This is a genomic window from Paraburkholderia sp. GAS334, from assembly GCF_050436625.1.
GTDB lineage: Bacteria > Pseudomonadota > Gammaproteobacteria > Burkholderiales > Burkholderiaceae > Paraburkholderia.
In genome coordinates, this window is sequence record NZ_JBNDMO010000021.1 from 26382 (window position 1) to 40229 (window position 13848).

At 64.3% G+C, this 13848-nt stretch carries 16 protein-coding genes and 1 riboswitch; all 16 genes read left to right on the forward strand.

The annotated features are described in order from the left end of the window. The first annotated feature begins 64 nt into the window (after nt 1-64). A riboswitch (TPP riboswitch) is annotated at nt 65-190 on the forward strand. A gap of 197 nt (nt 191-387) precedes the next feature. The 16 genes from P3T21_RS28655 to hisD all read left to right on the forward strand — a co-directional run bounded on the left by P3T21_RS28655 (nt 388) and on the right by hisD (nt 13793). Further along, nucleotides 388-1521 (forward strand): FAD-dependent oxidoreductase, encoded by a 1134-nt coding sequence (locus tag P3T21_RS28655; RefSeq protein ID WP_429259328.1) that lies wholly within the window; start codon nt 388-390, stop codon nt 1519-1521. 36 nt (nt 1522-1557) lie between these two features. Then, the gene (gene thiS, locus P3T21_RS28660; protein ID WP_429259420.1) at nt 1558-1755 is read left to right on the forward strand and encodes a sulfur carrier protein ThiS; all 198 of its coding nucleotides are present in this window, start codon (nt 1558-1560) and stop codon (nt 1753-1755) included. Between the two features lie 57 nt (nt 1756-1812). After that, on the forward strand, nt 1813-2640 hold the full coding sequence (locus P3T21_RS28665; RefSeq protein ID WP_429259329.1) for a thiazole synthase: 828 nt from the start codon (nt 1813-1815) through the stop codon (nt 2638-2640). Then, on the forward strand, nt 2637-3746 hold the full coding sequence (locus P3T21_RS28670; RefSeq protein WP_429259330.1) for a thiamine phosphate synthase: 1110 nt from the start codon (nt 2637-2639) through the stop codon (nt 3744-3746). The genes P3T21_RS28665 and P3T21_RS28670 overlap by 4 nt, the downstream gene beginning before the upstream one ends. A 101-nt stretch (nt 3747-3847) precedes the next feature. Further along, the gene (locus tag P3T21_RS28675; protein WP_429259331.1) at nt 3848-4669 is read left to right on the forward strand and encodes an ABC transporter ATP-binding protein; all 822 of its coding nucleotides are present in this window, start codon (nt 3848-3850) and stop codon (nt 4667-4669) included. After that, nucleotides 4666-5433 carry a lipid asymmetry maintenance ABC transporter permease subunit MlaE gene (gene mlaE, locus P3T21_RS28680; RefSeq protein WP_429259332.1) on the forward strand — a complete coding sequence of 256 codons (768 nt, stop codon included), beginning with the start codon at nt 4666-4668 and terminating at the stop codon, nt 5431-5433. Before P3T21_RS28675 ends, mlaE begins: the two co-directional genes overlap by 4 nt. An 88-nt stretch (nt 5434-5521) precedes the next feature. Continuing rightward, complete coding sequence (gene mlaD / locus P3T21_RS28685; protein ID WP_429259333.1) at nt 5522-6112, forward strand: outer membrane lipid asymmetry maintenance protein MlaD; 591 nt, start codon at nt 5522-5524, stop codon at nt 6110-6112. Nucleotides 6113-6123: 11 nt separating this feature from the next. Next, nucleotides 6124-7137, forward strand: a complete 1014-nt coding sequence (locus P3T21_RS28690; protein WP_429259334.1) for an MlaA family lipoprotein — start codon at nt 6124-6126, stop codon at nt 7135-7137. Between the two features lie 124 nt (nt 7138-7261). Further along, nucleotides 7262-7891, forward strand: a complete 630-nt coding sequence (locus P3T21_RS28695) for an MlaC/ttg2D family ABC transporter substrate-binding protein (RefSeq protein WP_429259335.1) — start codon at nt 7262-7264, stop codon at nt 7889-7891. Beyond that, entirely contained in the window at nt 7888-8196 is a 309-nt protein-coding gene (locus P3T21_RS28700) for an STAS domain-containing protein (protein WP_429259336.1), read from the forward strand. The genes P3T21_RS28695 and P3T21_RS28700 overlap by 4 nt, the downstream gene beginning before the upstream one ends. A 158-nt stretch (nt 8197-8354) precedes the next feature. After that, nucleotides 8355-9281 (forward strand): ABC transporter ATP-binding protein, encoded by a 927-nt coding sequence (locus P3T21_RS28705; protein ID WP_429259337.1) that lies wholly within the window; start codon nt 8355-8357, stop codon nt 9279-9281. Next, nucleotides 9278-10042 carry an ABC transporter permease gene (locus P3T21_RS28710; protein ID WP_429259338.1) on the forward strand — a complete coding sequence of 255 codons (765 nt, stop codon included), beginning with the start codon at nt 9278-9280 and terminating at the stop codon, nt 10040-10042. The genes P3T21_RS28705 and P3T21_RS28710 overlap by 4 nt, the downstream gene beginning before the upstream one ends. Nucleotides 10043-10055: 13 nt before the next feature. Then, nucleotides 10056-10295: a BolA family protein gene (locus P3T21_RS28715; protein ID WP_429259339.1), complete on the forward strand. Its 240-nt coding sequence runs from the start codon at nt 10056-10058 to the stop codon at nt 10293-10295. 111 nt (nt 10296-10406) lie between these two features. Continuing rightward, nucleotides 10407-11669, forward strand: coding sequence for a UDP-N-acetylglucosamine 1-carboxyvinyltransferase (gene murA / locus P3T21_RS28720; protein ID WP_429259421.1), 1263 nt, complete (start codon nt 10407-10409; stop codon nt 11667-11669). Further along, nucleotides 11666-12364, forward strand: a complete 699-nt coding sequence (hisG, locus tag P3T21_RS28725; protein WP_429259340.1) for an ATP phosphoribosyltransferase — start codon at nt 11666-11668, stop codon at nt 12362-12364. Before murA ends, hisG begins: the two co-directional genes overlap by 4 nt. Before the next feature lie 106 nt (nt 12365-12470). After that, the gene (hisD, locus tag P3T21_RS28730) at nt 12471-13793 is read left to right on the forward strand and encodes a histidinol dehydrogenase (RefSeq protein WP_429259341.1); all 1323 of its coding nucleotides are present in this window, start codon (nt 12471-12473) and stop codon (nt 13791-13793) included. Nucleotides 13794-13848: the final 55 nt, after the last annotated feature.

Below are 13848 nucleotides of genomic sequence, written 5' to 3' on the forward strand. Positions count from 1 at the left end.
TTGCCCCGGACACTGGCCATCCGGCCGGTTTGCGGCTGCCGCGCCTTTTATGGTCTAATGACTTTTGACGAAACAGGGGTGCTTCGCGTGCGGGCTGCATGGGCTTTCCATGGAGTTGTGGCGAGGCTGAGAGAGACCCTTCGCACCCGATCCGGGTAATACCGGCGCGGGAAGTTTCCGGAAGTTTCCACTTCTTCCATTCCCCGCCGGGCGCCGTCCGTCACTGGATGCGCTTTACGCCCGGCCGGCCTCGCCCGCCGGTTTCGTCCTTGGGTACGTGCGCTTTCTGCCGTACGGAAAGGATTCGATGACCGCTTATTCTTCAGTTTTTTGCATCATGTACGTCACCGTTACTGGCAACGCTTTGTGCGCGCCGGGAGCGTGGCGATGAATGCCCGCGCTCAACAACCCGATTTTGCCGTGATCGGCGGCGGCTTGTGCGGACGCCTCGTTGCGTGGCGGCTGGCTGGCGCCGGGCATCGCGTCGCGCTGTACGAGCGCGGCGACGCGGCGGGCACGCAGGCTGCCGCGTGGGTGGCGGCCGCGATGCTCGCGCCGCTCGCCGAAGCCGCCAGCGCCGAACTGCTGATTACCAGGCTGGGCGAGGCGTCGCTGGAAAGGTGGCCGCGTTTGCTGGCCGAGTTGCCGGAGCCGGTGTTTTTCCAGCGCAATGGCACGCTCGTCGTCTGGCATCACTCGGATCGCAATGAAGCGCCGCTGTTCGAACGTCGGGTGCGCGCGAATGCGCCCGCGGAAATGGTGGAGGGCGGATTTCTGAAGCTGTCGGGCGCGCAGGTCGGCGCCGCCGAGCCCGCGCTGGCCGGCCGCTTTACGCAGGGCTGGTTGTTGCCCCATGAGGGCCAGCTCGACAACCGCCAGGTGCTCGCCGCGCTGGCGGCCGGGCTGGCAGAACGCGGCGTCCAAACGCACTGGAACACGCCCGTCGACGATCACGCATTTCCGGCCGCGCGCGTGACGATCGATTGCCGCGGGCTTGGCGCGAAGCCAGCATGGCCGACGCTGCGTGGCATTCGGGGCGAAGTGGCGCGCGTTCACGCGCCGGGCATCGCGCTCACGCGGCCGGTGCGCTTGCTGCATCCGCGTTACCCGCTGTATATCGCGCCGAAGCAGAACGACCTGTACGTGATCGGCGCGACGGAAATCGAAGGTGAGGATATGTCGCCGGTCACCGTGCGCTCGGCGCTGGAGTTACTGAGCGCGGCGTTTTCGGTGCATCCGGGTTTCGGCGAGGCGCGCATTCTCGAGCTGAATTCGCAATGCCGGCCGACTTTGCCGGATCACCGTCCGGCGCTCGTCTGGGACGGTGCCACCCTGCTGCGCGTGAACGGACTGTACCGGCATGGCTACATGATCGCGCCCGAAGTCGCTGAAGAGGCCGTGCGTCTCGCCGGCGCGCTGCTCGACGGACGCGTCGCCGATACCGACGCTTTCGAGGACTGGCGGCGCGATGCGCGCTGGACCGACCTTTTTCACCTGGATACCCGGCAGGCGCTGGCCTGATCGAAGCCGCGCTGCCATCGATTGAACCTGAACATCATGGATATACACATCAACCAGAGGCCGCTCTCGCTGCCCGAAGGCGCGACGGTCGCTGACGCGCTGACCGCCTTCGGCGCCCGCCCGCCGTTTGCCGTCGCGCTGAACGGTGATTTCGTCGCGCGGACGCAGCACGCGGCCCGCGCATTGCAGCCCGGCGACAGGCTCGACGTCGTGCAACCCGTCGCGGGCGGCTGATCTCGCCGCCAGAGCCGCCACCGCTCAGCGCACATTGCCAGACGCAAGGATTCCAACATGACTTCCCTTTCCCTCGCCCCCGCGCCCGCCGACGCGCTCACGCTCTACGGCCAGACCTTCGCGAGCCGCGTGCTGCTTGGCACGTCGCGTTATCCCTCGCTGCAGTCGCTGTCCGATTCGATCGACGCCGCCCGGCCCGGCATGGTCACCGTCGCGCTGCGCCGGCAGATGAACGAAGGCGGCGCGGAAACGGGTTTCTTCGATCTGCTCAAACGCCACGGCGTGCCGCTACTGCCGAACACAGCCGGCTGCCAGACCGTCAGCGAGGCGGTCACGACTGCGCACATGGCGCGCGAAATCTTCGAAACCGACTGGATCAAGCTTGAACTGATCGGCGACGATTACACGCTGCAGCCCGATCCGGTCGGCCTGATCGAAGCAGCCGCGCAACTCGTCAAAGATGGCTTCAAGGTGCTGCCGTATTGCACGGAAGACCTCGTGATCGGCCGGCGTCTGCTGGATGCCGGCTGCGAAGCGCTGATGCCCTGGGGCGCGCCGATCGGCACCGGCAAGGGCGTCGTGAATCCGTACGGCCTGCGCGTGCTGCGCGAACGGCTGCCGGACGTGCCGCTGATCGTCGACGCCGGGCTCGGCGTGCCGTCGCATGCGTGCCAGGTGATGGAGTGGGGCTTTGACGGCGTCCTGCTCAACACGGCGGTATCGCAGGCGACGCACCCCGAAGCGATGGCGCGCGCGTTCGCGCTGGGCGTCGAGGCCGGACGCAGCGCGTATGTTGCGGGTCCGATGGCCGAACGTGAGACCGCGCACGCGAGCACGCCGGTCGTCGGCATGCCGTTCTGGCATCAGGATGGGAGCGCCGCATGACGCGGACGCTGACGCTGGCGGGGCGCGACCCGGGCCGCGAGCTCTTCTGGCCGCCGGCCGACGAGCTCACCGAAGCGGCCGAGCGCATCCGCGCCCGTCTCGGCGACTGGCCGCCGACGCACGCGCCGTGGCGCCTCTGCCTGACTGCGCCCGACGAGCCGAACGGCGGCGACCTGATCATCGTCGCCGATCTGCAGCACCACGGCGAGCATGTGGCGAAATGGCTGGTGAAGGGCGCCGGCGTCATCGAGGCGTCCGACAATAACGCCACGCTGCATCTCGGCGGCGAGCGCTATCCGCTCGAAGGCCATCTTTCGGAAGACTGGATCGCCGCGCTGGCCGCGTTCCTCGACTGTGGGTTCGAGCCGCACAACGCGCTGGTGCTCGCCATGGCGTGGCGCGACGGCGATGAAGCCGCCAGCGCCGATGCCTGGCCGGTCGAGCTGACGCGCTTCCCTCGTGTTCTGGGCTTGCCGGAAGCGCCCGCACAGCCGTTCCCGCGCTGTCCGGACCGGCTTGGTCTGTATCCCGTTTTGCCGACGGCCGAATGGGTCGAGCGCGTGCTGGATTTCGGTGTGAAGACGGTTCAGTTGCGTCACAAGACCGCCGATGCCGCCCTGAAAGGCGAAATCGAACGCAGCGTCGCGGCGGGCCGAAAGCACGACGCGCAGGTTTTCATCAACGATCACTGGCAGGCCGCGCTCGAAGCCGGCGCGTACGGCGTGCACCTCGGCCAGGAAGACGTCCACGCCGCCGGCCTCCACAAACTCGCTGCCGCGGGTATCCGCGTCGGTCTGTCGACGCACGGCTACTACGAAATGCTCATCGCGTTGCATTTCCGTCCGAGCTATCTCGCGCTCGGCGCCGTGTTCCCGACGACGACCAAAACGCTGCCGACCGCACCGCAAGGCCTCGCCCGGCTGGCCCGCTACGTCAGGCTGCTGGACGGCGTCGTGCCGCTGGTCGCGATTGGCGGCATCGACGGGCAGGTGCTGCCGGACGTGCTGGCGACGGGCGTCGGTTGCGCCGCCGTGGTCCGCGCGGTCACCGACGCCGCCGATCCGGCCGCGGCGGTTTCTGCACTGCAACACGCGTTTCTGCAATAATTGGGGGATACCCTTAAGGGGGACAGGGCACGTCACGGCAGCTTTTTCACGATGGCCCTATAATCCGGCCTTCCGCGTACCGTAAAAGGACTGTCAGTTTCGTGCCTTCCTCTTCCGAGACCCTTCTCGAGCTCCGCGACGTCGCCTTTGGCTATGGCGACCGGCTCGTCCTGTCCGGCCTGAACCTGCGCTTTCAGCGCGGTCAGGTGGTCGCGGTCATGGGCGGCTCGGGTTGCGGCAAGACCACCGTGCTGCGCCTGATCGGCGGCCTTGTGCGCGCGAACCGCGGCCAGGTGCTGTTCCACGGCCAGGACGTCGGCGCGCAAACGCGCGAAGGCCTGTACGCACTGCGCCGCAAGATGGGCATGCTGTTCCAGTTCGGCGCGCTCTTCACCGATATGTCGGTGTTCGAAAACGTCGCCTTCGCGCTGCGCGAACACACCGATCTGCCCGAAGAACTGATCCGCGACCTCGTGCTGATGAAGCTCAATGCGGTCGGCCTGCGTGGTGCCCGCGATCTCGCGCCGTCGGAGATTTCCGGTGGTATGGCGCGCCGCGTCGCGCTCGCACGCGCCATCGCGCTCGATCCCGAACTGATGATGTACGACGAACCGTTCGCCGGTCTCGATCCGATCTCGCTCGGCATTACCGCCAATCTGATCCGCGCGCTGAACAGCGCGCTCGGCGCAACGTCGATCCTGGTGACGCACGACGTGCCCGAATCGTTCGCCATCGCCGATTACGTCTACTTTCTCGCCAACGGCGGTGTTCACGCCGAAGGCACGCCGGACGAACTGCGCGCGTCGACCGATCCGACCGTTCGCCAGTTCATCGACGGCGCGCCCGATGGCCCGTTCAAATTCCATTACCCGAGCAAAGCGCCGCTGGCGGCGGACTTCGGCATCGGCGGAGGTCAGTCATGATCAGCACGGTTGGACGCTCGGTGCTCGGCGGCCTTGGTACCGCCGGCTATGCGACGCGGATGTTCTTTCGTCTCGTGCTCGAATTCTTCCCGCTGCTGCGCCGGCCGCGGCTTGTCACGAAGCAGGTCCACTTCGTCGGTAATTATTCGCTGGTGATCATTGCCGTGTCGGGGCTCTTCGTCGGCTTCGTGCTCGGGCTGCAGGGGTATTACACGCTCAATCGCTATGGTTCCGAGCAGGCGCTAGGGCTGCTCGTCGCGCTGTCGCTCGTGCGTGAACTCGGGCCGGTGGTGAGCGCGCTGCTGTTTGCGGGTCGCGCGGGCACGTCGCTGACCGCCGAGATCGGCCTGATGAAAGCGGGTGAGCAACTCACCGCGATGGAGATGATGGCGGTCGATCCGCTCAAGGTCGTCATCGCGCCGCGCATGTGGGCGGGCATCATCTCGATGCCGATCCTCGCTGCGATTTTCAGCGCGGTCGGCGTGATCGGCGGGTATGTGGTGGGCGTGCTGATGATCGGTGTCGACGCCGGCGCGTTCTGGTCGCAGATGCAGGGTGGCGTCGACGCCTGGCGTGACGTCGGCAATGGCGTGATCAAGAGTATCGTGTTCGGCTTCGCGGTGACGTTCATCGCGCTGTTCCAGGGCTACGAAGCACAGCCCACTCCGGAAGGCGTCTCCCGCGCGACCACGAAAACGGTCGTGTACGGGTCGCTCGCCGTACTCGGCCTCGATTTCCTGCTGACCGCACTGATGTTCAGCTAAGACCGCGCGGGTTGCATCCGCGAGGCGGCGCGCGTTCGTCGCGCCGCACGGATGCGTCACCCGGCGGCGGATTCTCTTTGGGATGACGATGAAAAAAACTGCTCTCGACTTCTGGGTCGGCCTGTTCGTGGTGCTGGGTTTCGTGGCGCTGCTGTTTCTCGCGCTGAAGGCCGGCAACATGAGCTCGCTGTCGTTTCAGGCGACGTACCCGCTCAAGCTCAAGTTCGACAATATCGGCGGCCTGAAGCCGCGCGCGCCGGTGAAGAGCGCGGGCGTATCGGTTGGCCGGGTCGCATCGATCGGCTTCGACAGCAATGCGTATCAGGCGGTCGTCACAATCGATATCGACAGGCAGTACCAGTTCCCGAAGGACAGCTCCGCGAAGATCCTGACGTCGGGCCTGCTCGGTGAGCAGTACATCGGGCTCGAACCGGGCGGCGACAGCGAAATGCTGAAAGCCGGCGACACGATTTCGATGACGCAGTCGGCGATCGTGCTGGAAAACCTGATCGGACAGTTCCTGTATAGCAAGGCGGCGGACTCGGGGGCTTCGAAAGCCGGTTCGTCAGCAGGCGCGGCTTCTGCAGCGCCCGCACCTGCGATGCCCGTGGCGCCAGCCATTGCGCCCGCATCCGCATCGGCACCGACATTGCCCGCCTCTGGCGCGGCAGGCCAATAAGGAGAATAAAAATGAAGACCATGCGTGCGCGCACCATCACGCTTGCGCTGACGGCTGCGACGCTGGCGGGATGCGCAACTGTCCAGACGCCGACGAAGGAAGACCCGCTGGAAGGTTTCAACCGTACGATTTTCACCTTCAACGACAAGGTCGATCAGTACGCGCTGAAGCCGGTGGCGCAGGGCTACGTGTACATCACGCCGCAGCCCGTGCGTGACAGCGTGACCAACTTCTTCTCGAATATTGGCGATGTGTACACCGCCGCGAATAACTTCCTTCAGCTGAAGATCACCGATGGTGTCGAAGACGTCATGCGGATCGTGATCAATACAATTTTCGGTGTTGGTGGTCTGTTCGACGTCGCGACGCTCGCGAACCTGCCGAAGCACAACCAGGATCTCGGCCTGACAATGGGGCACTACGGTGTGCCGCCTGGCCCGTATCTCGTGCTGCCGCTATTCGGTCCGAGCACCGTGCGTGACGCGGTCGGTTCAGTCGGTAATTACTATGTGAATCCGCTGTCGTACATTCATCCGGATGGCCTGAGCTGGGCGCTGTACGGTCTGAACATTGTCAGCACGCGGGCCAATCTGCTTGGCGCCAGCGACGTGCTCGACAACGCCGCGCTCGACAAGTACTCGTTCGTGCGTAATGCATACCTGCAACGCCGCCGGTATCTGATCTCTGACGGCTCGTCAGCGGCAGGCGCAGGCTTGCCGGATTACGGCGATGGCGCGCCGCTGCCCAAGTACGAAGATGTCGACGAAGGTGCGGCAGGCGCCGCGAAAGCGCCCGCAGCAGGTCCAGCGCCCGCGCCCGCCAGTGGTGCAACAGCCGCAGGGACGCCGGCGCCGGCGGGCGGCGCGGCGCTCAACGGCCTTGCGCCGAACGCAGCATCGCCGACGCCCGCCTCCGGCACGGAAGGCGAAGAGCAGCCTCAGGGTCAGGGCGGTCAGGAAACCCAGGTGCCGGCAGGCCAGATCGTGCCGCCGAAGTTCAACTTCCCGTCGTTCAAGTTGCGCTGAGCCACAAGAGTCGAGTCCCGTAACACCTGGAAACGACTCTCGCAGTTTCGCGATGGATTGCGGATGAACTCGCGTGCTATCGTGGGCTCAAAAGGTTGTCGTAATTTTTAACGCAGGGCTTGAAATGAAAAAATTCTTTCTGATTCCGTTGTTTGCTGCATTCTTTTCGTTCAGTACGGGCGCATTTGCGCAAGCTGTCGATAGCAGCTCGCCGGACGGCATGATCAAGACCGTGACCGACCAGGTCATCAGCGCCGTACGCAGTGACAAGTCGATTCAGGCTGGCGACATCAGCCACATCACGAAGCTCGTCAACGAAAAGATCCTGCCGTACACCGACTTCCGCCGCACGACGCAGCTCGCGATGGGCCGCAACTGGCGCACCGCCACGCCCGAGCAGCAGGCTCAGGTCGTCGAGCAGTTCAAGATGCTGCTGATCCGCACGTATTCGGGCGCGCTTGCACAGGTGAAGGACCAGCAGATCCAGTACAAGCCGTTCCGCGCGAATCCGGACGATACCGACGTCGTGGTGCGCTCGGTCGTGATGAACAACGGCAACCCGATCGAACTCGACTACCGTCTGTACAAGACGCCGCAAGGCTGGCGCGTGTATGACATCAACGTGCTCGGCGCATGGCTGATCCAGGCGTACCAGCAGCAGTTCAACGAGCAGATCCAGCAGCACGGCGTGGACGGCCTGATCCAGTTCCTCACGCAACGTAACGAGCAACTGGCTGCGGGCAAGGCGTCGTGAGCGACACGGTGAGCAACGCGGCAAACCGTACTACGGCGAGCCGCTTCGAAACCGGCACGACGCTGACCCACGCGAGTGCGAACGCCGCGCTCGCGGCGGGTCTGGCGCGCATCGCCGGCGGTGCGACGGGTGTCGACTGCGCACCACTCGCGCAGTTCGACTCGTCCGCGCTGGCCGTGCTGCTCGCGTGGCAGCGTGCGGCAAGCGCCCGTGGCGCGTCGCTCGATATCATCAATCTGCCGGCTGGTCTCGCCAGTCTCGCGCAAGCCTACGGCGTCGATACCCTCCTGTCGGCGCGACATTGACGCTCCACGCGTCCCTTCTGCCTCTGCAGGGCCAGGTTGGTTCACCCGACTTTGCCCTATAATCAAACGTTTTTTGGGGCTTTCACCCGGCCCCAATTCCGCATCTCCCCGCATCCGTAAGCACCTATACGGCGCCGTTACTCAAGCGGCGCACAGTCATGCCAGCCATAGAAATTCGTAACGTCAAGAAACGCTACAAGGATCTGCAGGCGCTCAAGGGCGTCAATTTCACAGTCGAAGAAGGTGAGTTTTTCGGGCTGCTCGGTCCGAACGGCGCGGGCAAGACGACGCTCATCAGCATCCTGGCCGGCCTCGCCCGTGCCGACGAAGGCAACATCGCGGTGCGCGGCCACGACGTGGTCGACGACTTCCGGGAAGCGCGCCGCGCGCTCGGTGTGGTGCCGCAGGAACTCGTGTTCGATCCGTTCTTTACCGTGCGCGAGACGCTGCGCATCCAGTCCGGCTACTTCGGTCTGCGCAACAACGATGCGTGGATCGACGAAGTGATGCACAACCTCGATCTCACCGAGAAAGCTGACGCCAACATGCGCGCGCTGTCCGGCGGGATGAAGCGTCGCGTGCTGGTCGCGCAGGCGCTGGTGCACCGGCCGCCCGTGATCGTGCTCGACGAACCGACCGCCGGCGTCGACGTCGAACTGCGCCAGACGCTGTGGAAGTTCATCTCGCGCCTGAACCGCGAAGGTCACACGATCGTCCTGACCACGCACTATCTGGAAGAAGCCGAATCGCTGTGCGACCGCATTGCAATGCTGCGTCGCGGTGAAGTCGTCGCGCTCGAACGCACGAGTACGCTGTTGCAGCGCTTCGCTGGTTTGCAGCTGTTCGTGCGTTTTGCGCAGGGCGCGTTGCCGGCTGACCTCCGGTCGCTCGAAGTCGATCCGCACAACGTGCAGGGACGTCAGCATCTGCTGCGACTCGCGAGCTATGACGACGTCGAGCGGATTCTTGCGCAGTGTCGCACGGCGGGTTGCACATTCGAAGAAATCGAGGTCCGCAAAGCCGATCTCGAAGACGTATTTGTTCAGGTGATGAACGGTACGGAAGTGATCGAGGGGCTGGCATGAGGGGCTATAGTGGATTCGGTACGCTGTTCTACAAGGAAATCCTGCGTTTCTGGAAGGTGTCGTTCCAGACCGTGCTCGCACCGGTCGTGACCGCGCTGCTGTATCTGACGATCTTCGGTCACGCGCTGCGCGATCACGTGCAGGTCTATCCGGGTGTCGGCTATACGAGCTTCCTGATTCCGGGTCTCGTGATGATGAGCGTGTTGCAGAACGCATTCGCGAACAGTTCGTCTTCGCTGATCCAGTCGAAGATCACCGGCAACCTGGTGTTCGTGCTGCTGCCGCCGTTGTCGCATGGCGAGATGTTCGGGGCCTATGTGCTGGCCGCGCTCGTGCGCGGGCTCGCGGTCGGCTTCGGCGTGTTCATCGTGACGGTCTGCTTCATTCCCGTCAGCTTTGTTGCGCCGTTCTACATCGTCGCGTTCGCGCTGCTGGGCGCGCTGATTCTCGGCACGCTGGGCCTCATCGCCGGCATCTGGGCCGAGAAATTCGACCAGCTCGCAACGTTTCAGAATTTCCTGATCACGCCGCTCACGTTCCTCTCGGGCGTGTTTTACTCGACGCACACGCTGCCGCCGGTGTGGCGCGAAGTATCGCGGCTGAATCCTTTTTTCTACATGATCGACGGCTTTCGCTACGGTTTCTTCGGGATGTCGGATATCGATCCGCTCGTGAGCCTTGCGATTGTCAGCGGTTTCTTTTTGGTGCTGGCCGTGCTGGCGTTGCGCATGCTCGCAACCGGCTACAAGCTGCGCCACTGACGAGGAGCATTCCATGTTACCGACTCCCGAACAGGTCAAGGACTACATCGCCAACGGGCTCGCCTGCGAGCATCTCGAAGTGGAAGGCGACGGTCAGCATTTCTTTGCGACGATCGTTTCGCCCAGCTTCGAAGGCAAGCGTCTGATTCAGCGCCATCAACTCGTTTATGCGGCGCTCGGCGATCGCATGAAACAGGAAATTCACGCGCTCAGCATGAAAACGCTGACGCCCGCCGAATGGCAAAACGCGTAATCTGGAAAGTCAGTGCGAATTACTCAAGAAACACGCGGCGCCGGTAGCGGCGCCGCCATCATCAACCAGGCAGTTCCGGCGCAGAGCCGGGCAGATCAGGAACAGACAGGCATGGACAAACTCGTTATCGTTGGGGGCCAGCGGCTCGCGGGTGAGATCGTTGTCTCAGGTGCAAAGAACGCTGCATTGCCGATTTTGTGCGCGGGTTTGCTGAGCGCCGATCCGGTTCATCTCGACAACGTGCCCGACCTGCAGGACGTGCGCACGATGTTGAAGCTGCTGCGCCAGATGGGCATGCGTACCGAAGAAAGCGGCGGCCGCGTCGCGCTCGACGCATCGAATCTGAACAACCTCGTCGCGCCGTACGAGCTCGTGAAGACGATGCGTGCGTCGATCCTCGTGCTCGGTCCGCTGCTCGCGCGTTTCGGCGAAGCGAAGGTGTCGCTGCCGGGCGGCTGCGCGATCGGCGCGCGTCCGGTTGATCAGCACATCAAGGGTCTGCAGGCGATGGGCGCCGAGATCAACATCGAGCACGGCTTCATCGAAGCGCGCGCGAAGCGTCTGAAGGGCGCACGCATCATCACCGACATGATTACCGTTACCGGCACGGAAAACCTGCTGATGGCAGCGGTGCTCGCCGAAGGCGAAACGGTGATCGAGAACGCGGCGCGTGAACCGGAAGTCGGCGATCTGGCGCAACTGCTGGTAGCGATGGGCGCGCAGATCGAAGGCATCGGCACGGACCGTCTGGTGATTCAGGGCGTCGACAAGCTGCACGGCGCGAAGCACACCGTCATTCCGGATCGCATCGAAGCGGGCACGTTCCTGTGCGCGGTCGCAGCGGCGGGTGGCGATGTGGTGCTGCGTCATGTTCGTCCGCTGATTCTCGAAGCCGTGACGGAAAAGCTGCGCGAAGCGGGCGTCACGATCGAGGAAGGCGAGGATTGGATGCGCGTGAAGATGAGCCAGCGTCCGCATGCAGTGAGCGTGCGCACGTCGGAATATCCGGCGTTCCCGACCGACATGCAGGCGCAGTTCATGGCGCTCAACACGATTGCGAACGGCACGTCGCAGGTCGTCGAAACGATCTTCGAAAACCGCTTCATGCACGTGCAGGAGCTGAACCGCCTCGGCGCGAACATCACGATCGACGGCAACACGGCGCTGGTGAATGGGGTTGGCGAACTGTCGGGCGCGAAGGTGATGGCGACCGATCTGCGCGCGTCGGCGAGTCTCGTGATCGCGGGTCTGCGTGCAGAAGGCGAAACGCTGATCGACCGTATCTATCACCTGGATCGCGGCTACGACCGGATGGAAACGAAGCTGACGGCCGTCGGCGCGAAGGTGAGCCGTATCAGCGGGAGCCAGGCATGAGTTCAGTGCCGCAGACGTCGTCGTCGCCGGCGGTGAATGCGCCGCTCACGCTCGCGCTGTCGAAAGGGCGTATCTTCGAAGAAACCGTGCCGCTGCTCGCCGCAGCGGGCATCGAGGTCACCGAGGATCCCGAAACGTCGCGCAAGCTGATCCTGCCGACCAACGACCCGAACGTGCGCGTGATCATCGTGCGTGCCACCGATGTGCCGACGTACGTCGAATACGGCGCGGCCGATTTCGGCGTGGCCGGCAAGGACGTGCTGCTCGAACACGGCGGCAGTGGCCTGTACCAGCCGATCGATCTCGATATCGCGCGTTGCCGGATGTCGGTGGCGGTGAAGAGCGGCTTCGATTACGCAACCGCCGTGCGCCAGGGCGCGCGGCTGCGTGTCGCAACGAAATATGTGGAAACCGCGCGCGAGCATTTCGCTGCGAAGGGAGTGCACGTCGACCTGATCAAGCTGTATGGATCGATGGAACTTGCGCCGCTCGTAGGCCTCGCCGATGCGATCGTCGACCTGGTCAGTTCGGGTGGCACGTTGCGCGCGAACAATCTGGTCGAAGTCGAAGAGATCATGCAGATCTCGTCGCGACTCGTCGTGAATCAGGCGGCGCTGAAGTTGAAGCGCGCGGCGCTACGGCCGATTCTCGATGCGTTCGAACGTGCGTCGCAAAGCCACAACGCGGCCGCCTGACATCACTGAAGTCACCGAAGTAACGCAACACTACGCGCAGCAGCATCCCGCAGTACCTGAAGAACCCGCACAGCAGCACGCGCGCTTTACCGAAACGGATACCCGTATGTCTATCAAGATTCGCAAACTCGATTCCAGCGCCGCCGATTTCCGGAAGGCGCTGCACGCGGTGCTCGCGTTCGAGGCGAGCGAGGACGAAGCGATCGAGCGCTCGGTCGCGCAGATTCTGGCCGACGTGAAGTCGCGCGGCGACGCCGCCGTGCTCGACTACACGAACCGCTTCGACCGGCTCGATGCGAAGAGCGTCGAGGCGCTGGAACTGCCGATGTCAGAACTCGAAGCCGCGCTCGAAGGCCTCGAACCGAAGCGTCGCGCGGCGCTCGAAGCGGCAGCCGCACGGGTGCGCGGGTATCACGAGAAGCAGAAGATCGAATGCGGCAGCCATAGCTGGCAGTACACGGAAGCCGACGGCACCGTGCTGGGCCAGAAGGTCACGCCGCTCGATCGCGCGGGTATCTACGTGCCGGGCGGCAAGGCAGCGTATCCGTCGTCGGTGCTGATGAATGCGATTCCGGCGCGCGTCGCCGGCGTGCGCGAAATCGTCATGGTCGTGCCGACGCCGGACGGCGTGAAGAATCCGCTGGTGCTGGCGGCGGCGCTTCTGGGTGGCGTCGATCGCGTGTTCACGATCGGCGGCGCGCAGGCCGTGGCCGCGCTCGCGTACGGCACGGAAACCGTGCCGGCCGTCGACAAGATCTGCGGTCCGGGCAACGCGTATGTCGCTTCGGCGAAGCGTCGCGTGTTCGGCACGGTTGGCATCGACATGATCGCTGGCCCGTCGGAAATCCTCGTGCTGTGCGACGGCACCACGGATCCGCGCTGGGTCGCCATGGACCTGTTCTCGCAGGCTGAGCACGACGAACTCGCACAGTCGATCCTGCTCTGCCCGGACGACGCCTTCATCGCCCGCGTGAAAGAAGCCATCGACGAACTCCTGCCGACGATGCCGCGTCAGGACGTGATCCGTGCATCGCTCGAAGGTCGCGGCGCGCTGATCAAGGTCCGCGACATGGCCGAGGCCTGCGCGATCGCCAACGAGATCGCACCGGAGCACCTGGAAATCTCCGCGCTGGAGCCGCACCAATGGGGCAAGCTGATCCGCCACGCCGGCGCGATCTTCCTTGGCCGCTACACCAGCGAAAGCCTCGGCGACTACTGCGCGGGGCCGAATCACGTGCTGCCTACGTCTCGTACCGCACGGTTCTCGTCGCCGCTCGGCGTCTATGATTTCTTCAAGCGGTCGAGCGTCATCGAGGTCAGCGCGGAGGGCGCGCAGACTTTGGGCGAGATCGCGGCTGAACTGGCGTACGGCGAAGGCCTCCAGGCTCACGCACGCAGCGCCGAATACCGGATGCGACATAACGGCTGAGCGCAATACCCGCGGGTAACACAACAAGAACACTGGCCAACCAGGGCGGCGCACA